At 62.1% G+C, this 18,586-nt stretch carries 14 protein-coding genes; 5 read left to right on the top strand and 9 right to left on the bottom strand.

Annotation, left to right across the window (positions count from 1 at the left end; all coding sequences use genetic code 11):
- Positions 1-588 precede the first annotated feature (588 nt).
- Together gap and METAC_RS0111865 are read left to right on the top strand one after the other, a co-directional pair.
- A complete protein-coding gene (gap, locus tag METAC_RS0111870) occupies positions 589-1,596 on the top strand; it encodes a type I glyceraldehyde-3-phosphate dehydrogenase (RefSeq protein ID WP_026607202.1) in 1,008 nt (335 codons plus the stop codon).
- Positions 1,593-2,813 carry a phosphoglycerate kinase gene (locus tag METAC_RS0111865; RefSeq protein WP_036255497.1) on the top strand — a complete coding sequence of 407 codons (1,221 nt, stop codon included), beginning with the start codon at positions 1,593-1,595 and terminating at the stop codon, positions 2,811-2,813. The genes gap and METAC_RS0111865 overlap by 4 nt, the downstream gene beginning before the upstream one ends.
- A gap of 5 nt (positions 2,814-2,818) precedes the next feature.
- Here the strand turns inward: METAC_RS0111865 and METAC_RS0111860 are convergent, their stop codons facing one another.
- The 5 genes from METAC_RS0111860 to METAC_RS0111830 form a co-directional block, all read right to left on the bottom strand.
- On the bottom strand, positions 2,819-3,268 hold the full coding sequence (locus tag METAC_RS0111860) for an RrF2 family transcriptional regulator (protein WP_026607200.1): 450 nt from the start codon (positions 3,266-3,268) through the stop codon (positions 2,819-2,821).
- Positions 3,265-3,747 carry a dUTP diphosphatase gene (gene dut / locus METAC_RS0111855; RefSeq protein WP_026607199.1) on the bottom strand — a complete coding sequence of 161 codons (483 nt, stop codon included), beginning with the start codon at positions 3,745-3,747 and terminating at the stop codon, positions 3,265-3,267. Before dut ends, METAC_RS0111860 begins: the two co-directional genes overlap by 4 nt.
- Positions 3,744-5,006, bottom strand: coding sequence for a bifunctional phosphopantothenoylcysteine decarboxylase/phosphopantothenate--cysteine ligase CoaBC (gene coaBC / locus METAC_RS0111850; protein WP_026607198.1), 1,263 nt, complete (start codon positions 5,004-5,006; stop codon positions 3,744-3,746). Before coaBC ends, dut begins: the two co-directional genes overlap by 4 nt.
- A gap of 324 nt (positions 5,007-5,330) precedes the next feature.
- Positions 5,331-7,595, bottom strand: a complete 2,265-nt coding sequence (ptsP, locus tag METAC_RS0111840) for a phosphoenolpyruvate--protein phosphotransferase (RefSeq protein ID WP_026607196.1) — start codon at positions 7,593-7,595, stop codon at positions 5,331-5,333.
- Positions 7,596-7,908: 313 nt separating this feature from the next.
- A complete protein-coding gene (locus tag METAC_RS0111830) occupies positions 7,909-9,147 on the bottom strand; it encodes an aspartate kinase (RefSeq protein WP_026607195.1) in 1,239 nt (412 codons plus the stop codon).
- 287 nt (positions 9,148-9,434) lie between these two features.
- Between METAC_RS0111830 and ubiG the strand changes: the two genes are divergently transcribed.
- Positions 9,435-10,217: a bifunctional 2-polyprenyl-6-hydroxyphenol methylase/3-demethylubiquinol 3-O-methyltransferase UbiG gene (ubiG, locus tag METAC_RS0111825; protein ID WP_026607194.1), complete on the top strand. Its 783-nt coding sequence runs from the start codon at positions 9,435-9,437 to the stop codon at positions 10,215-10,217.
- Here ubiG and METAC_RS23365 read toward each other — a convergent pair.
- On the bottom strand, positions 10,178-12,091 hold the full coding sequence (locus METAC_RS23365; RefSeq protein WP_198017209.1) for a tetratricopeptide repeat protein: 1,914 nt from the start codon (positions 12,089-12,091) through the stop codon (positions 10,178-10,180). The genes ubiG and METAC_RS23365 overlap by 40 nt on opposite strands.
- Before the next feature lie 294 nt (positions 12,092-12,385).
- Here METAC_RS23365 and METAC_RS0111815 point away from each other — a divergent pair, with 294 nt between their 5' ends.
- A complete protein-coding gene (locus tag METAC_RS0111815) occupies positions 12,386-13,840 on the top strand; it encodes an NAD-dependent succinate-semialdehyde dehydrogenase (RefSeq protein WP_026607193.1) in 1,455 nt (484 codons plus the stop codon).
- 74 nt (positions 13,841-13,914) lie between these two features.
- Here METAC_RS0111815 and METAC_RS0111810 read toward each other — a convergent pair whose 3' ends face one another.
- The 3 genes from METAC_RS0111810 to METAC_RS0111800 all read right to left on the bottom strand — a co-directional run bounded on the left by METAC_RS0111810 (position 13,915) and on the right by METAC_RS0111800 (position 15,645).
- Positions 13,915-14,415: a GlcG/HbpS family heme-binding protein gene (locus METAC_RS0111810; protein WP_051335833.1), complete on the bottom strand. Its 501-nt coding sequence runs from the start codon at positions 14,413-14,415 to the stop codon at positions 13,915-13,917.
- Between the two features lie 149 nt (positions 14,416-14,564).
- Positions 14,565-15,119, bottom strand: coding sequence for a peroxiredoxin (locus METAC_RS0111805; protein ID WP_026607191.1), 555 nt, complete (start codon positions 15,117-15,119; stop codon positions 14,565-14,567).
- A 46-nt stretch (positions 15,120-15,165) separates the two neighbouring features.
- Positions 15,166-15,645: a rhodanese-like domain-containing protein gene (locus METAC_RS0111800; RefSeq protein WP_036255495.1), complete on the bottom strand. Its 480-nt coding sequence runs from the start codon at positions 15,643-15,645 to the stop codon at positions 15,166-15,168.
- 599 nt (positions 15,646-16,244) lie between these two features.
- Here METAC_RS0111800 and METAC_RS0111785 point away from each other — a divergent pair.
- Entirely contained in the window at positions 16,245-18,560 is a 2,316-nt protein-coding gene (locus tag METAC_RS0111785; RefSeq protein ID WP_026607189.1) for a DUF1549 and DUF1553 domain-containing protein, read from the top strand.
- The last annotated feature ends 26 nt before the right edge of the window (positions 18,561-18,586 follow it).

Below are 18,586 nucleotides of genomic sequence, written 5' to 3'. Positions count from 1 at the left end.
CATGAAACTACGATGCTTTTGGACTTTTTCATCCGAAAGCATGTGAGATTCGAAAATGAAAGAGGGAATTTCCGCGAAAAACCAGGCTCCACTTTTGTGCCCCGCGATTTCGCGAAACGCGAGGTCTCGACGAAGTGCCTATCCCGAACGGACTGACGCCTGTACGTAAAGGACGCTTGCCAGAGATCGACGCGGGCATATCGAATATTATCACGCGAAAGCGATATTTGTCGCGCGCCAACCAGATCTCGGCGGCAGCGTCTCGGCGCCGGCTCCGATCTTGACGCTGGCTCTGACTTGCTCGGCCACGGCCGACGGGATCTAATATTGGCGGCGAGCGAGACGAAGGTCACAAAAGTATTCTTTACACGGACTATGACGCATTGATCGGGATCCGTCCGCATAGAAGCTTCGAAATATTTTGCGAAAACTTTCACAAAGCACTTTGCATTGCGGCATCGGCGCCGTTTAGTTCAATTGTTGTGGCGCGGCAATAATTGACGGCCGTTGGAAGCCGCGCCATAAAGCCGATCCATCGGGGCAAGCCGCGTCGCCAGTCGGGCCGGCTGAAGACAAGGAGCGATATGGATGGCGGTTAGGGTCGCTATCAATGGGTTTGGCCGCATCGGCCGCAATGTCTTGCGCGCCATCGCCGAGTCCGGCCGCAAGGACATAAAGGTCGTCGCCATCAATGATCTAGGTCCAGTCGAGACCAACGCGCATCTCTTGCGTTTCGATTCCGTCCATGGCCGCTTTCCCGGCGAGGTCAAGACGACGGTCGACTCGATCGATCTTGGGGACGGCCCGATCAAGGTGACCGCCATCCGCGATCCGCATGAATTGCCGCACAAGGAGCTCGACGTCGACATCGCGCTCGAATGCACCGGCATTTTCACGGCGCGTGAAAAGGCCGCCGCCCATTTGAAGGCGGGCGCCAAGCGCGTCCTGATCTCGGCGCCGGGGGACAAGGCTGATCTGACGGTCGTTTTCGGCGTCAACCACGACAAGCTCACCAAGGATCATCTCGTCGTCTCCAATGCGTCCTGCACGACCAATTGCCTCGCGCCGATCGCCAAAGTGCTGAATGACGCCATCGGCATCGAACAAGGCTTCATGACGACGATCCATTCTTACACGGGCGACCAGCCGACGCTGGATACGCTGCACAAGGACCTGTACCGGGCGCGCGCGGCGGCGCTCTCGATGATCCCGACGTCGACCGGAGCCGCTAAGGCCGTCGGCCTCGTTCTGCCGGAGCTCAATGGCAGGCTCGACGGCGCCGCGATTCGCGTGCCGACTCCCAATGTCTCCATCATCGACTTCAAGTTCGTCGCCAAGCGGGCGACCAGCGTTTTGGAGATTGTCGAGGTGGTGAAGCGCGCCGCCGCGCAGCAGCTGAAGGGAATTTTGACCTTCACGGACAGTCCCAATGTGTCCGTCGACTTCAATCACGATTCGCATTCATCGATTTTTCATGTCGACCAGACGCGCGTGATGGACGGCACCTTCGTGCGGGTCGTCTCTTGGTACGATAATGAATGGGGCTATTCGAACCGCATGGTCGACGCCGCAGTGGCGCTGGGGAAGCATATATGACGAAATCCGCTCCTTTGTCCCCCTTTCCAACGCTGAACGATGTCGTCGTGAAGGGGAAGCGCGTGCTGGTGCGCGTCGATCTCAACGTACCGATGGAAAACGGCCGGATCACCGATTCAACCCGGATCGAGCGCATTCTTTCGAACATTCGCGAGATTTCGAGCAAGGGCGGCAAGGTCATCATCCTGTCCCATCTCGGGCGTCCCAAAGGGCCGGAGCGGGAAACCTCGCTGAAGCCGGTCGCAGTAGCGCTCGAGCATGAGCTCGGCCGAATCGTTTCCTTCGCTTCGGATTGCGTCGGCGAAGTCGCCAAAAGCGCGGTCAACGCCTTGCGGGACGGCGACATCCTCCTGCTCGAAAACACAAGGTTCCATGCCGGCGAAACCAAGAATGACCCGGATTTCGTCAACGCCTTGGCCGAACTCGGCGACATTTACGTGAATGACGCCTTTTCCACTTCGCATCGCGCGCATGCCTCGACCGAAGGGATCGCGCATCGCCTGCCGGCCTATGCCGGACGCACCATGCAGCTCGAGCTCGAAATGCTGACGAGCATGCTGGCTCATCCCAATCGTCCGATGGCGGCGATCGTCGGCGGCGCCAAGGTGTCGACCAAGCTCGAGTTGCTCGGCAATCTGATGCGCCGGGTCGATTATTTGTTCATCGGCGGCGGCATGGCCAACACCTTTCTCGCCGCGAGCGGGAAGGCGGTCGGCAAGTCGCTTTGCGAGCTGCAGCTCGCCGACGTCGCGCGCAAGATCCTAGCCGACGCCGACGCAACGAATTGCCAGCTCGTTCTGCCGGTCGACGCCATTGTCGCGCCGAGGCTCGAGCCAAACGCGAGCGTTCGCGCCGTCAGCATTGACGCGGTCGGCGACAACGACATGATTCTCGACATCGGACCGCGCACCATCGCGAAAGTGGTGGGGATCCTCGCCGAGGCGCGAACGGTCGTCTGGAACGGGCCGGTCGGCGCCTTCGAGGTTCCGCCCTTCGATACGGGCACGGTCGCCATCGCGAAGGTCGCGGCGCTGCTCACCAAGGTCCATGCGCTGGAGACGATCGGCGGCGGCGGCGACACGATCGCAGCCCTCAATAAGGCCAACGCCTATCATGATTTCACCTATGTCTCGACCGCGGGCGGCGCTTTTCTCGAATGGCTCGAAGGAAAGCTTTTGCCGGGAGTCGAAGCCTTGCGCGGCGCAAAGGCGGCTTGAGCGCTTCAGATCGCGAAATCCGGTCCGGACTCGGGACCATTGCAGAGCTTCAACTCTTCCGCACGCCGACAAATATCGTCGATGGTGACGGTCTCGAGTTCATTTAGGAAGGCCGATCCCGCCGTCTCGACGACGGGGGCGATCACCCGGGAAACGAGCGGGCACTCGGGCTCGGGCTCCGCCTCGGCGGACGATTCGCTCATAATTGCGCGCAAAACCGCCGCCGCCGTGATGCGGCGGCGTTCCCGCGCCAGCTCATAGCCGCCGCGCGGGCCGCGCAATCCTTTGAGAATATTGGCCCGGACGAGAGCCTGAAGCAGGGTTTCGAGATGGCGCGGCGGCAGCTCGAGACGAGCCGCGAGGGCCTTCGCGGCGACGGGCGCCGGGCGCGCATGAATAGCGATGTCGACGACCGCCGCAAGCGCCAGATGGCTCCGCCGAGTGAGGAGATTCATCGGCCGTCCTCCTCTTGCGCCATCCGGCCCGTCGAGCCGAATCCGCCCTCGCCGCGCGCGGTCGCCGTCAGGTCCGGCCGCTCGAACAGCGTCGCCCGAGTGACCGGCGCGAAGACGAGCTGTGCGATCCTCGCGCCGCGAATGATCTCGAAAGGTTCATCGCCCAAATTGATCAGGAGTACGCCGATTTCCCCCCGGTAATCGGAGTCGATCGTGCCGGGCGCGTTAAGGACCGTGACGCCGCTCTGGCGCGCGAGCCCCGAGCGGGGCCGGATCTGGGCCTCGTAATTCGGCGGAATTTCGAGCGTGAGGCCGGTGGGCGCGAGGAGCCTCCGGCCTGGCGCGAGCGTAAGAGCGACGCCGGGCGCGATGGCCGCGAGGAGATCGAGACCAGCCGCGCCTGCGGTCTGATAGTCGGGCAGGGGCAATCCTTCGCCATGCGGCAGGCGCCGGACCGCGATGGCGAGCGCCGCGTTCATGATCGGCTCCCTTTCAGCATTTCGGCGAGTTTGGTCATCAGGCGATTTGCGACCTCGTCCTTATCCAGATCGGGCCAGGATTCCGCGCCTTCCCGCGTCATGATCGTCACTTGATTGCGGTCGCCGCCCATCACGCCCGTTGCGCCGCTCACATCATTGGCGATGATCATATCACAGCTTTTGCGTGCGAGCTTTTGCGCGGCGTTGGCGAGAAGCTTTTCCGTTTCGGCGGCGAAGCCGACGACGATCGTTGGACGGGTCGTCGTCCGTCTGGCGATCGTCGCCAATATGTCGGGGTTTTCGACGAGCGTCAGCGTGGGCGCTCCCTTCGCCCCCTTCTTGATCTTATTGTTGACGGGCTCAGCCGTGCGCCAATCCGCGACCGCCGCGGCGGCGACGAAAATATCCGCCGGCAGCGCCGCCTCGACGGCGTTCAGCATCTCGCGCGCGGTCTCGACGTGAATAGTCGTCACGCCAGGCGGGTCGGGCACGGCGACGGGTCCCGCGACGAGCGTCACGTCGGCGCCGAGCGCGCGCGCGGCTCGTGCGATCGCATGTCCTTGCTTGCCGGAAGATCGATTGGCGATATAGCGCACTGGATCAATCGGTTCATGCGTCGGACCGGAGGTGATCACAACGTGGCCGCCCTCAAGCGGCCCACGTCCGAGGCTCGGCGAGGCGAAGACCATCGGCAAGGCGAGCTTCGTATCCCCCGCCAACGCGGATTCGATGGCGGCGAGAATTGCGGGCGGCTCGCTCATTCGGCCCGGGCCGAATTCGCCGCAGGCCATGTCGCCCACATCCGGGCCGACGAAAAGCACGCCGTCCGCATGCAAGGTCTGAACATTGCGGAGGGTCGCCGGGCGGAGCCACATTCGTAGGTTCATCGCCGGCGCGACCAGGATTTTCTTATCGGTCGCGAGAAGAAGCGTCGAGGCGAGGTCGTCCGCGAGGCCATTCGCCATCTTGGCCAAAAGATCGGCGGTCGCCGGAGCGATGACGACGAGATCGGCGTCGCGCGACAATTCGATGTGCCCGATCGTCGCCTCGTCAGTTAGGGCGAAGAGATCTTCATAGACTTTTTCGGCGGTCAGAGTGGCGAGGGAAAGCGGCGTGACGAAATGGGAGGCGGCGCGCGTCAGCACGGCTCGCACGGTCGCGCCGCGCTCGCGCAGGCGACGAATCAATTCCAGCGTCTTATAGGCAGCGACGCCGCCGCCGATGACGAGGAGTATGCGTTTTGCCGACAGATCGGTCATATTGCTCGCGCTCGTCGGCCCGCGCGGCTTAGCCATGCGCGGCTCCGAGGAAAATGGCGGCCGGCAGATCTTCAAGGCGCTGGACGAACGCGCCGGCTGCGCCGAAAAACCACAGGGTCAGCCAGGGAGATATAGGGGGCGAAGCGCCAATTTGAAATGCGGGCCAAGCATATTTCTCGGTTCGAATGTGTTCATCTATTCCGGCCGACAATGGCGATGATCGCCCCAATCCCGCAGCTACCGGGAAATGCGAAGGCGCACTGGCCGGCGAAGCGCGCGGCAAATTGATTGGGACTTAGAGATTCGAAAGGCTCGACCCAGTCGCTAAATTGGGATCCCTTTCGATTCAGCGAATGAGGTCAGGTCGTCTCGCAGGGAGCGTCCGCCGGTCGATCTGCGGAGAAGGCTGGAGACAAAGGCCTCGACCTCGCCGAGATCCATCGCGAGCACCGTCGCCTTGACGGGGCCGATCGAGGCCGCCGACATGGAAAGGCCGCGAAACCCGAGCGCCAGCAGAACCATGGCTTCGAGGGGCTTGCCGCCCATCTCGCCGCAAAGCGTCAGGGGGGTCTTGGCGGCGCCGCACTTGTCGACGATGAATTTCAAGGCGCGAAGGATCGGCGCGGACAGCACGTCGAAGCGCGCTGAGACCCGCTTATTGTCGCGATCGACGGCGTAAAGATATTGGATGAGGTCATTCGAGCCGACGGAAAGGAAATCGACCTTCGGGCAGACCTCGTCGAGCTGCCACAGCATCGAGGGCACCTCGATCATAATGCCGAGCTTGAGCACCGAGGGCGGCTCGCGGTGATGCAGCTTCAAAAGCTCGAGCTCGCGCTGGACCAGAGCCTTCGCCGCGTCATATTCCTCAAGGGTTGCGATCATCGGAAACATGATCCGCATTTCGCGTCCCGCGCCGGCCCGCAAGAGGCCGCGCAATTGCGAGCGCAGCAGGCCCGGCCGGTCGAGCCCGATGCGGATGGCCCGCCAGCCGAGAGCCGGATTTTCCTCCTGGACTTGAGTCATGTAGGGCAAGATCTTGTCGGAGCCGATGTCGAGCGTGCGGAAGGTGATCGGCCGGCCAGCGGCGGCGTCGAGGGCGGCGCGATAAAGAGCTTCCTGTTCGCCCATCCGGGGAAATTGCGGCGAGAGCATGAACTGAAGCTCGGTGCGGAATAGCCCGACCGATATCGCGCCCGTCTCGACGACATGCTCGAGATCGACGAGAAGGCCGGCGTTCATGTGCAAATCAATGGTGACGCCGTCTTTCGTGATGGCGGGGACGTCGCGGAGCTTATGATATTGCTCTTGCCGACGAGCGCGCAGGCGCGCCTTCTCCGCATAGGCGCGCTCGACGTCTGGCGGCGGCCGCAAATGAACGTCGCCCGTCCCCCCGTCGATGATCAGAGGGTCGCCAGGCTCGACGAAATCGATAATGTTCGCGACGTCGCCGACGGCTGGGATGCCGAGCGCGCGGGCGACGATGGCGACATGGCTCGACGGTCCGGCGCTTTCCAGAACAAGCCCGCGAACCTTAGCGCGGTCATATTCGAGCAGCGCCGCCGGCCCCATCGTGCGCGCGACGATGATCGAGTTTTCGTGCAGATCCTCATGCGCGGCGACGAAGCTCTGGCCGGTCAGCTTGTGCAAGAGCCGGTTGGCGAGATCGTCGAGATCGTGCAGACGCTCGCGCATATAGGGCTCGGTGCGGCGCTGCAATTTGGCGCGGGCGTCGTTTTGCACGCGCTCGACCGCCGCCTCGGCCGTAAGCCCGGTCGCGACCGCCTCGCGCAGCCGGCGCAGCCAGCCGCGATCATGCGCGAACATCCGGAAGGTCTCGAGCACCTCGTGATGCTCGCCGGGCCCCATGTTCCCGTTTTCGATGAGCATGTCGATCGATTCGCGCATGGCCGCGATCGCCGTGTCGAGCCGTTCGGCCTCCCGCTTCACATCCTCGGCGACGAGCTGCTTGATGATTATGCGCGGCTCGTGAAGGACGACATAGCCGAGCCCGACCCCATCCGCGACGGCCGATCCTTTCAGGGCGAGCGGGCGGCGCAGCGCGATGTCATTGCCGGGAAGAACGAGCGATTGCAGCTCTCCCGAGGCGATCATCTCGGCGAGCAGCATGGCCGTCGTCTGCAGCGCCTCGACCTCTTCGTCGGAATAGGAGCGCCGGGCCTTGTTCTGGACGACGAGCACGCCGAGCGTGTTGCCGCCGCGCAAGATCGGCACGCCGAGGAAGGAGGAATAGATCTCCTCGCCGGTTTCCGGCCGATATGAAAACGACGGGTGGCGCTGGGCGTCGGAGAGGGCGAGCGGCTCGGCGGTCTCGGCGATCCGGCCGACCAAGCCTTCGCCGGAGCGCATGGTGGTGAGGTGAACCGCCTCCCGGTTCAACCCCTCCGTGGCGCAGAGCTCGAGCCGGCCGTCGGCGCGCAGCACATAAACGGAACAAACCTCCGCGACCATGTTCGCGGCGATATGCACGACGATCTTGTCCAGTCGCGCCTGCGGGCTGACCGGCTCCACCATGACTTCGCGAAGCCGCCGCAGCAGCAGACGGGGTCCGCCGAGGGCGCCATACATGGCTGTTTCCTGTTCGGCCCTCTGGGCCTCATGATCCTTAATCGGCAAGCCAAATTGTCCAAAAGGGCGTTTCGCTAGGCCGATGGCTTTATTGGTCTTATAGCCTCTCGCCTGTTTAACCCGTGCAATCTCCAGACCGCAAGAGAGGGAGGGGCGATGTAACGATCATTTTCGACTTGCGGCGGCGGATCGTTTTTGGCCTGGCTGACGCGTCGCGAAGACTAACCTTGGAATTATTCCAGCTCGACTTGTCCCTGCCGGCTCGAAGCCCTCGCGACCATAAATTGGATCAGAAGCGATTTGGCGCCGGACATCAAGCTTTGTCGAGGCCATAGAGAGTATGGAGCGTCCGCACCGCCAATTCCGTATAGGCGGCCTCGATCAAAACAGAAAATTTGATCTCCGACGTCGTGATCGCCCGGATATTGATGCCTTTTTCAGCGAGCGCCTTGAAAGCCATCGCGGCGACTCCGGCGTGGCTTCGCATGCCGACGCCGATCGCCGATATTTTTACGACCTCCATAGCCCCGTTCAAGCTCTCGAAGCCGATTTGCGGCTGCAATTTATGCAAGATCGATTTGGCGCGCTCGAAATCGGCTGTCGACACAGTGAAGGTCATGTCGGTCACGCCGGAATTCTCGGAAGCGACCTGGATGATCATGTCGACATTGATATTGGCTTCCGCCAAGGGCATGAATATCGCGGCGGCGACCCCTGGGTGATCGACCACTTTGCGCAAGGTGATCTGCGCCTCGTCCTTCGAGAAGGCGATGCCGGTGACGACCTGCTGCTCCAAAATATCCTCCTCGTCGCAAATCAATGTGCCGGCTTTCGGGTCGAGGGGATCGTCGAAGGACGAACGCACATAGGTCTTGACCTTATGCGCCATGGCGAGCTCGACCGAGCGCACCTGGAGCACCTTCGCCCCGAGCGAGGCCATTTCCAGCATTTCTTCGAAAGCGATGCGGTCGAGCCGTTTGGCTTTCGGCACGATGCGGGGATCGGTCGTGTAAACGCCGTCGACATCCGTATAGATATCGCAGCGATCCGCGCCGATGGCGGCGGCGACGGCGACCGCGCTGGTGTCGGATCCGCCCCGCCCGAGCGTCGTGATGCGGCCGCTCTCCTTGTGGAGCCCCTGAAATCCGGCGACGACCGCCACTTCTCCGCGCGACGCGAAGCCTTCGATTATGGCGTCGGCGTTGATATGGGCGATTCGGGCAGAGCCATGAGATTGGCTGGTGAGAATGGGGATCTGCCAACCCTGCCAGGAGCGGGCCGGCACGCCCATGTCCTGCAGGACGATCGCGAGCAGCCCGGCCGTGATCTGCTCCCCGGAGGCGACGACGCAGTCATATTCGCGTGGATCATAGAGGCGCGAAGCCTCCGCGCACCAGCCGACGAGCTCATTTGTCTTGCCCGACATGGCCGAAACGACGACGGCGACGTCGGCGCCTGACTTGCGTTCTCGCTCGACATGCCTTGCGACATTGCGAATCCGCTCTATGTTCGCGACCGAAGTGCCGCCGAATTTCATCACGAGACGGGACATCGGGCTGAAAATAGCTCCTGTTTCTTGGTCTTTGCCGTCCGGCGCCGATTGACGCGCCGCGTTGGAGGCAAGAATGATCGGCAAGACGCCCGAGAAGGGCGTGGATGTGGACGTGGCGGCCTTCCAAACGGATGGGGCGGGCTTCGCGTCCGGCGGCGGGTTCGCCTGCGCCTGAACGCGGGGCCGGCGCAGCTTCCGGCGGCATTCATGCGAAGGTCGGCGGAGCATGTCAACGGCATACGGGCAGGCGCGACCTTTTAGCCTGCTCTTGGGGAGAGGTTCAAGCCATGGACAGCCAGGAGAAGCTCCGGCGCGATGCGACGATCGATCCGGAGGACGTCGGCCGATTTGAAAAGCTCGGCGCCGATTGGTGGAACCCCAATGGCGCCATGTGGGCCCTGCACAAATTCAATCCGGTCCGCGTCGGCTATTTGCGAGATGCGCTTTGCCGTCATTTTCCGGTCGACGGCAAGCTTCGGGGCCGCCATGAGGCCCACGCCTTGACTGGCCTTTCGATCCTCGACGTAGGCTGCGGCGGCGGCATTCTCTCGGAGTCGCTGGCGCAACTCGGCGCGCAGATGACGTCTATCGACCCCGGTCGCGCGAATATCGAGGCCGCGCGGACCCATGCGGCTCAGGCGGAGCTTTCGATCGACTATCGCTGCATGAGCGTCGAGGATCTCGTTGTCGAGGGCGGGGCGTTCGACGTCGTCTTGACGATGGAAGTGATCGAGCATGTCGCCGACGTCGGCGCTTTTCTCGGCTATGCCGCCGCCTTGGTCCGCCCTGGCGGCATGCTGGTCGCCGCGACGCTCAACCGGACGTTGAAAAGCTTCGCCTTGGCGATCGTGGGCGCCGAATATCTCCTGAATTGGGTGCCGCGCGGGACGCACAATTGGAATCAATTCGTCACGCCGGACGAATTGGCCAGGACATTGCGCCGCAATGGGCTCCATATCGTGGACGAGACCGGGGTCGCCTATGATCCGCTGAGCGGCAAGTGGCGGCTCTCTCGCGATATGGACGTCAATTATCTCATTGCGGCGGAAAGGCGGATCCGATCGGACTGACCTTCGACCTCGGTTCGCAGCGCTTGCGCGGCGCGGCCGAACGTTTCGCTCCAGTCGCCGAGCCGGCTTTGCCGAAAGAGGCGCATGGACGGATACCATGGGGAATCGTCGCGATCGCGCAGCCAGCGCCAGTCCGCCGTCTGCTTCAACATAACCCAGACCGGGCGGCCGAGCGCGCCCGCGAGATGGGCGATCGACGTGTCGCAGGTGACGATCAAATCGAGGCTCTGCATAAGGGCGGCTGCGTCGATGAATGCGTCGGGTCCTGCGTCGAAGTCAAAGCCGGGATTTTCCAGCCAAGGAGCGGCGCTGATTTCGTCGATCAGCGCTTGATCGCTCAATTTCTGCAGACTGATGAGCCGGGCGCCTGGAATCTCGGCCAGCGTCGCGAAATGAGCGAGTGGGATGGAGCGGCTCGGATCCGCCTTAATCGCGGGATTCCCCCTCCAGCAGACGCCGACCTTGAAGCCCCGCCCGCTGATCCGCGCCGCCCATTTCTGGATCAGCTCGGGTTCGGGGGTCAGATAGCGCGGGGTCGTGGGGACGCTTGAGAGCGTGACGTCGAGCGTCCGCGGCAGGCTGCAAAGGGCGATCTGAAAGTCGAAGCGCTCGCCTTCGGCCAGATCGTCGATGAGCCGGACGGGCGTTTCAAGGCGTCTGAAGAGCCGGTGCAACCGATTGCGGCAGAAGAAGACGACATTCGCTTCGCGGTCGGCCAAAATCTTGAAGAAGCGCGCGAATTGGATCGCATCACCGTTGCCTTGCTCGTCGAAAACCATGATCGACCGACCGGAGAGCGACTCGCCTCGCCATTCGCGGATCGGCAGTTTCAGCTCATGCTTCGGCGTCTGGCCCGAAATCCAGCGCCATTCGTAGAGGTCCCACCCCTGTGCGAAGTCTCCTTGCAGCAGGAGCAGCGCCGCCTTGTTATTCTTGAAATGGGCCGCGCTCGGATCGCAGTCGAGCGCTCGGTCATAGCTTTCCAGCGCCTCGCCGAACCGGCCGATATGCTGCAACGCAAGCGCCCGCCCGCAAAAGGCCTCCGCATAGCGCGGCTTGAGCGCCAATGCGTTGTCAAACGATGCGAGCGCTTCCGTCGGCCGTTGCTGCGTCAAAAGCAGGTTGCCGTGATTGGATAAAGCCTGAGGGAATTGCGGCTTCAGGCGCAAGGCGCGGGTGAAATCGGCGTCGGCCTCCTGCAGGCGCCCGGCCAGGTGAAGGGCGGCCCCGCGGTTGTTCAAGAGATCCGGATGGTTCGGCTCCCTTGCGAGCGCGAGGTCGTAGGAGCGGATTGCATCCTCGGGACGATCGAGATCTTGCAGCGCATTGCCGCGATCGATCAAGGCGTCGATCAGATGCGGCTTGAGCCGCAAGGCTTCGTCGAAAAATTCAAGCGCGCTCTGAGGATGTCCGAGGTCGCGCAGAATGCGGCCGCCGGCGCATAAGGCCTCGGGATAGGCGGGATTGAGCTTCAAGGCGGAGTCGTAGGACGCGATCGCCTCGTCGAGCCGTCCGGCCTCGCGCAAGAGATTGCCGCGATTATAGAAGAGTTCGGGCGGCGCGAGCCCAAGGCGCAAAGCCTCCTCGTAGGAAGCGAGCGCCTCCCCATCGCGGTCGAGCTGCTGCAAAGCGCAGCCGCGATTGGAATGGGCCTCCGGATAGTGGGGATTGAGCTGTAGCGCCCGATCGAACCATGCGAGGGCCTCGGCATTTTCCGTTGCGCTCAGATAAATCAACCCGATCACGTTCGATTGGACGTAGCGCGTCTCGCGAGCGGCGTTTAGGCTGCGCAACCGCGCGATCGCGTCAGAGCTTCGGCCGGCGCTGAGAAAATCAATCGCTTGGTTCACTGCGGCGTCGGTCGCGTAGCTCAATTTTGGCGGTCCTCGGGTTGCGTCTTTCGGCCGCCGACGGAACGCGCGACTGGCGCGCGGGTCGATCGACGACGACTTGGCGTGACGCCAACAAGAGGACGACAAGCTTGCCTCGGACTGGCGCAGGGCAAAGGCGCAGGCCAAAATGACGTCGCCGTGGGCATTGTGAGAAATTTTGAATAGCAATTAGGCTCGGTCCGCTTTACGCGAGGGTCCACATCCGGGCCGGCCGGGCGTCATGGCTGCGCCCGAGACCGTTTCCAAATTTGCGAGACAGTTTTTCAAAGGTGGAAAATGAACGCGCGCGATTCGAAACTGCTCCGCCACAAGGCCTTCATCGGCGGGGAATGGGTCGAGGCGGCGCGGGGCGGGAGCTTCGAGGTGCTCGATCCCGCCACCGGCTTGGCCATCGCCCATGTGGCCGATTGCTCGGCCGAGGACGCCGAGCGCGCGATCGAAGCTGCGCAGGCCTCCTTTGTCGTCTGGCGCGCGACGCTTGCGCGCGAGCGGGCGCGTCTGTTGCGCCGCTGGCACGAGCTCATCATGGAGCATAAGGACGATCTCGGCGACCTTTTGGCGCGGGAGCAGGGCAAGCCTTTGGCCGAGGCCAGGGCCGAGATTGTCTATGGCGCCGCTTTCGTCGAATGGTTCGCGGAGGAGGCCCGGCGGGTCTATGGCGATCTCATCGACGCTCCGGCGCCGGGACGCGAAATCCTAGTCATGAAGCAGCCGGTCGGGGTGGTCGCGGCGATCACGCCCTGGAACTTCCCCAATGCGATGATCACCCGCAAGATCGCTCCTGCGCTCGCTGCGGGATGCGCCGCGATCGTCAAGCCGGCGGAGGAAACGCCTTTATCCGCGCTCGCGCTCGGCGCGCTGGCGCAGGAGGCGGGCTTTCCGCGGGGTCTCGTCAATATCCTGCCGACGACGCGCGCCGCCGAGGTTGGGCGCGTCCTGACCAGTCATCCGCTGGTGCGCAAAGTCTCGTTCACCGGCTCGACCGAGGTCGGCCGGACGATCATGCGTCAAAGCGCCGAGACGATTAAAAGCCTGTCGCTCGAGCTCGGCGGCAACGCCCCCTTCATCGTCTTCGACGATGCGGATCTCGACGCCGTCGTCGCCGGAGCTGTCGCCTCGAAATATCGCAACAGCGGCCAGACCTGCGTCTGCGCCAACCGCTTCTATGTCCAGGCTGGAATCTATGAGGCCTTCGCCGAGAAACTCGCTGCGGCGGTGCGCGCGCTCAAGGTCGGCGCCGCCTTCGAGCCGGGAACGCAGCAGGGCCCGCTGATCACGCCGGAGGCGGTCGCCAAGGTGGAAAGCCTCGTCAATGACGCGGTCGACAAAGGGGCGAAGCTGCGCCTCGGCGGCGCGCGCCACGCGCGGGGCGGCAATTTCTTCGAGCCGACGGTCCTCGCCGACGTCCCGGCTGACGCTCGTCTGCTCACGGAGGAGATTTTCGGGCCTGTCGCGGCGCTCGTCCGGTTCGAAACGGAAACGGAGGTCATCGGCCTCGCGAACGCCAGCGAGGCCGGGCTCGCCGCCTATTTCTACACCAAAGATCTCGCCCGCGCTTTCCGCGTCGCCCGCGCGATCGAGGCCGGCATCGTCGGCGTCAATCAGGCGGTCATCTCGACGGTGGAGGCGCCGTTTGGCGGCGTCAAGCAATCGGGCCTCGGCCGCGAGGGCGCTCGCCACGGCATTGACGAATATCTCGAGGTCAAGGCCGTCCATATCGGCGGCCTTTGACTCGTCACTATGTCGGATCGTTGCGATCCGACATAGTGAGCGCCCGCCCGATCGGCGCGGCGGATGTGTCGGTCTTAGGATTTGAGCTGAGCGGCGATCTTGTCGACGCCGGCTTGCGAACAGGCTTCGTCCTTATCGCCGCCAGGCGCGCCGGAAACCCCGACGGCGCCGATAACTTCGTCGCCGATTTTGATCGGAATGGCGCCCTGCAGGGCGATGACATTAGCGAGATGAACGACCCCGAGGGTTGGGTTGTCCTTCACGCGCTGCGCGAATTCTCCTGACGTGCTTTTGAACGTGCGCGCCGTGTAGGCCTTACGCAGGCTGTTCTCCAATGTGTGCGGCGACGAGCCGTCGCCACGGATCGCCACCAGGATCTGGCCTTCTCGTCCGACGACATGCACCGACACATGATAGCCTTGTTGGGCGCAAACCTCATAGGCGGTTTTCGCGATGGTCAGAGCTAGGTCCGCGGATAGGCTCTTTTCGGTCAGCAGTTCCGCATTCGCCGGAACCACGAAGGCCAAGGCGAGGCCGGCCGCGACGAAAGGCTTGAAGCACTGGAAGATCGACATAATGCCATCCATTCTCGGGTTGTCTCAGGTTGGATTTGGGCGGCGCCGGGGCATGAGCGTCAGTGACCGGCCCCGCGCGGTCGGATCGCCGCGCGCCCGAGGTCGACAATGGCGATCTCGGCGCATAGGGAAGGCCCGCGCCTTTTCGTTTAGTCCTTATGCGCGTTGCGCCACTGGCGCACGATCGCCAGCGTATTTTCGATATGCTTGTCTGGCGCGGGATCGGCGTAGGCGTAGATGATTTTTCCTTCCGGCCCGATCACATAGGAGATCCGGTCCGATACCGTCTCGCCGGAAGCTGTAGGGGCGATGCGGACGGCGTCATAGGAACGAATGACCGAAAGCTCGGGGTCCGCGGCCACGGGAAATTTGTCGCGACACTCTTCCGTCGAGAATTTGCGTTGCGTTTCGATCGTGTCCTTCGACATGCCGATGAGGGTCGCCCCGGCTTCAGCAAAGCTCTCGGCCGCCTCGGCGAATTCATGGGCCTCGATCGTGCAGCCGCGCGTGAAGGATTTTGGATAAAAGTAGAGAACCACAGGCCCCTTCTTCAAAGCTTTGGACAGGGAAAAGACGAAGTCCTTTCCGCCGACCGCTGCATCTGCGGTGAAGTCGGGGGCGGGGTCGCCAGGCTTCAAGCCGGCCCAAGCAGGGACCGCGAGGGCGGCGCAAATAAAGGCCGCCGCTGAGATCGAACGTTTCATCGTGTAGCTACCTGGCTTGTGGTTTGGAAATCGCGACATGAGTCGTTCAACGTTTATCGGACTCGGCGGGTTTCGGCGCCGACGGAGCGATCTTGGTCAGTTTGCCGCCTTCGGCCTCGTAGTTCTGGGCGCCTAATGCGCCGGCCACCTTGTAGCCATGGCTGGTCAGAAGATCCGCCGCGGCGCCTGCGCGGCCTGCATGGTTCGACACCGTCACGATCGTGCGATCCTTGGGGATGTAGGCGAGACTGCTTTCGAGATCTGTGGGTTGAATGCTGAGATAGACCGGAAATCCGCCAATGGCCGTCAACTCGTCCGGGCGGCGAACGTCGATGACGAGTAACTCGCCAGGCTTCGAGAGCAACGCGTCGAAATCGGCGCGTTTAAGCTGCGGCGCCTTGTATTTATACTCGGCTGCAGGCTGTGCGGCGGCCTTCGCCTCGACGCCATCGGCAGGCCCCGCCGCCCGTGAAACCGGAGCCGCGAGAACTATCGCCAGTGCGGTGCATGCCAGGAATTTGCGCATCGTCTCCAACTTTCTTCAAGAATAGGCGCGGGTTGGGCGCGGGCTGCGCCCAACATCGGGAGGCGCCCAAACGCCGCCGAAATTCCGTCACGCGCGGATGCGCGGATTCGGCCTACGCACAGAGCGGCTCTTTCGAGCGGATCCGTCGCTCCGCGCGGCTCCGATCCACGAGCGACCCCGGTTGGAATCGCCAGGCGGAATAGAGTCCGAGGGCTGAACCTGTATCTCTGAGCGCGAGCCGTAGTTCGTCGGTGAATCGATATGCCAGCCTATAATCCCAGTCAATTGATTTAGTCTAGAATTTTAATGTATAAATGGCTGCTTTAAGGAAATATCGTTGCTTTTTGACGCGGCGCCCACAAGCGGGTTGCGCTAATCATATAACACTAGTATTTTTATGGAATACTCCCAGGCCAAAAGATCGCCCTTCCGCAATCCTAACGGCTCCGTCGGCGAGCGCTCCTTTAAAGGGCGATCGCCAAACCTCGCCGTCGATCGCGGTGGCGGGGTCGGGGTGATGGACCGACGGGTCCAATTTGGCGAGCGACGACGGATCGGCGAGCGACGGTTTTAAACGGGATCATTATTGAGGTTGGGCGATGAAAAAGACTTTAAAAAGGGCGTGCCTGGCTGGCGTTGTCGGGCTTTCTGCGGCCGCTGCGGCCGTCGCCGATGACAAGCCGCGGGAGGCTGAATCGAAGCCGGCCGGCGCCGCATCCAGGCTGCCCTATGGATGGCAGGCGCTGCAAAATCCGACTGCGCCAGCGGTTAGCGACAAAAGCTGGGTGCGGTCGCCGATTGATGCGTTCGTTCTCGCCAAATTGGAAGCCAGTGGGCTCAAGCCTTCACCTGACGCCGACCGCGGCGCCTTCATCCGTCGTGCGACGCTCGACGTTTGGGGGGTGATCCCAACGCCCGAAGCGGTTGCGGCTTTCGTTAACGACAATTCGCCGGACGCCTATGAAAAGCTCGTCGACCGGCTGCTCGACTCGCCTCACTATGGAGAACGCCAGGCGCGTCGCTGGCTCGACCTTGCCCGTTACGCCGACAGCGCCGGTTTCCAAACCGACCAGACGCGCGCCAACATGTGGCGCTATCGCGATTACGTCATCGATTCTTTCAACCAGGACAAGCCCTATTCCCGCTTCATTCAGGAGCAGATAGCAGGCGACGAACTGGTTCCTGGCAACCAAAGCATCGTGGTCGCCACCGGCTTTTTGGCCGGCTACCCGGACAATTACAATTCGCGGGATCTGGTCCAAAGAAAATTTCAGATCACAACGGACATCACGGACACCGTCGGGCAGGCGATTCTTGGAACAACTGTCGGCTGCGCGCGGTGCCACAACCATAAGACCGACAAATTCAGCCAGAAAGACTATTACTCGCTCCAGGCTTTTTTCGCTAACACAAGCGAAGAATTCAAGGCGCCCGCGATCAAGGGCGAGGTCGAGCGCGAATATGACAAGCAATGGGCTAAATGGGAAGCGGCGACCAAGGAAATTCGCGATCGCAGAACGGCGCTTTCCGACCCAGTGAAGGAGAAGGCCTTAACCTATCATAAAGAACGCTATCTGACTGACAGCCGCGCCGCCATTTTCAAGGCGCAGGCCGATTGGACGCCGCAGGATCGCTGGATCAATCATCGTCTGGATAATGTCACGACCGAGCAGGATCTCGCCCTCTACATTCGGGACGCCGGTGAGAATAAGTCCAATCCGGATTACAGCCCGGAAAGCGTTGCGCGTTGGGAGGAGTACAAGAAGCTCGGCGAAGAGTTGAAGAAATTCGATAAACTCAAACCGGCCAAGGGGTCGATCACCTATACGACTATGACGGAACTCGGCCATCCAGAGGCGCCGCCAACCTATATCCTGTCCGGCGGCAATCATGAAAAGCCGTTGGACGAGGTGCAGCCGGCATTCCCTGAGGCCCTTACCACGGAAAAGCCAGTTATCGTTCCCACGGCGACCTCGTCCGGACGCCGCACCGCACTCGCGAATTGGCTGGTCAGCCCGCAAAATCCATTGACCGCGCGCGTTTATGTGAATCGAGTCTGGAACGAATATTTTGGGAAGGGGATCGTGGCCACCGTCAGCGATTTCGGCAAGGCTGGCGACAAGCCGACAAATCCCGAGTTGCTGGATTATCTAGCGAGCAATTTCATCAAGACCGGGTGGAGCATCAAAGGCCTTCATCGCGAGATTCTTCTCTCGAGCGTCTATCGCCAATCTTCCGCCCCTCGGGAAGACGCGCAGAAGGTCGATCCCGAAAACAAGCTTCTTGCGGTCTTTCCGCGCAAGCGCCTCGACGCCGAGGAAATTCGCGATTCTCTTTTGCTTGCTTCCGGCAAGCTCGAAGACCAAATCGGCGGCCCGAGCGTCTTTCCTCCGGTGCCGCCGAACCTGAACGCCGGGCAGCTTTGGGAGGTCTCATCAGACCCTCGGGACCATAACCGACGCAGCCTTTATATCTTCACGCGGCGCAGCGTGCCCTATCCGTTGCTCGAGCCCTTCGACATGGCCTCGGCGCAGCAGATACACAGCAAGCGCGACGTCACCACTTCGCCTTTGCAGGCTCTGACGTTATTCAACAGCGAATTGGTGTTCGGGTGGTCTCAAGCCCTGGCCGGGCGGGTGATCCGCGATGCTGGCGAGGATGAATCTGCGCAATTGGATCGGCTCTACCAGATCTTGTTTGCACGCAACCCCGATGATTATGAAAAGTCAGCCCTGCGCGCCTTTTTGAAGAACCATGAAAAGGTCATTCTTCAAAAGGCGGAAGAGGGCAAGTTCTCGATCGCGATACCGATCGGCTTGAAGGATTCGGTTGCATTGAATCCGGTTCGCGCCGCCGCCTTCGTCGATCTGGTTCACGTGGTCGTGAACTCCAATGACTTCAGCTACCGGTTTTAAGGCCCTCGCCTTATTTCGAAAAGGAA

Origin of the sequence: Methylocapsa acidiphila B2, assembly GCF_000427445.1 — a bacterium.
Taxonomy (GTDB): Bacteria; Pseudomonadota; Alphaproteobacteria; order Rhizobiales; family Beijerinckiaceae; genus Methylocapsa; species Methylocapsa acidiphila.
The sequence above is the reverse complement of the archived record's forward strand: the minus strand, read 5'-3'. Positions and strand labels throughout refer to the sequence as shown.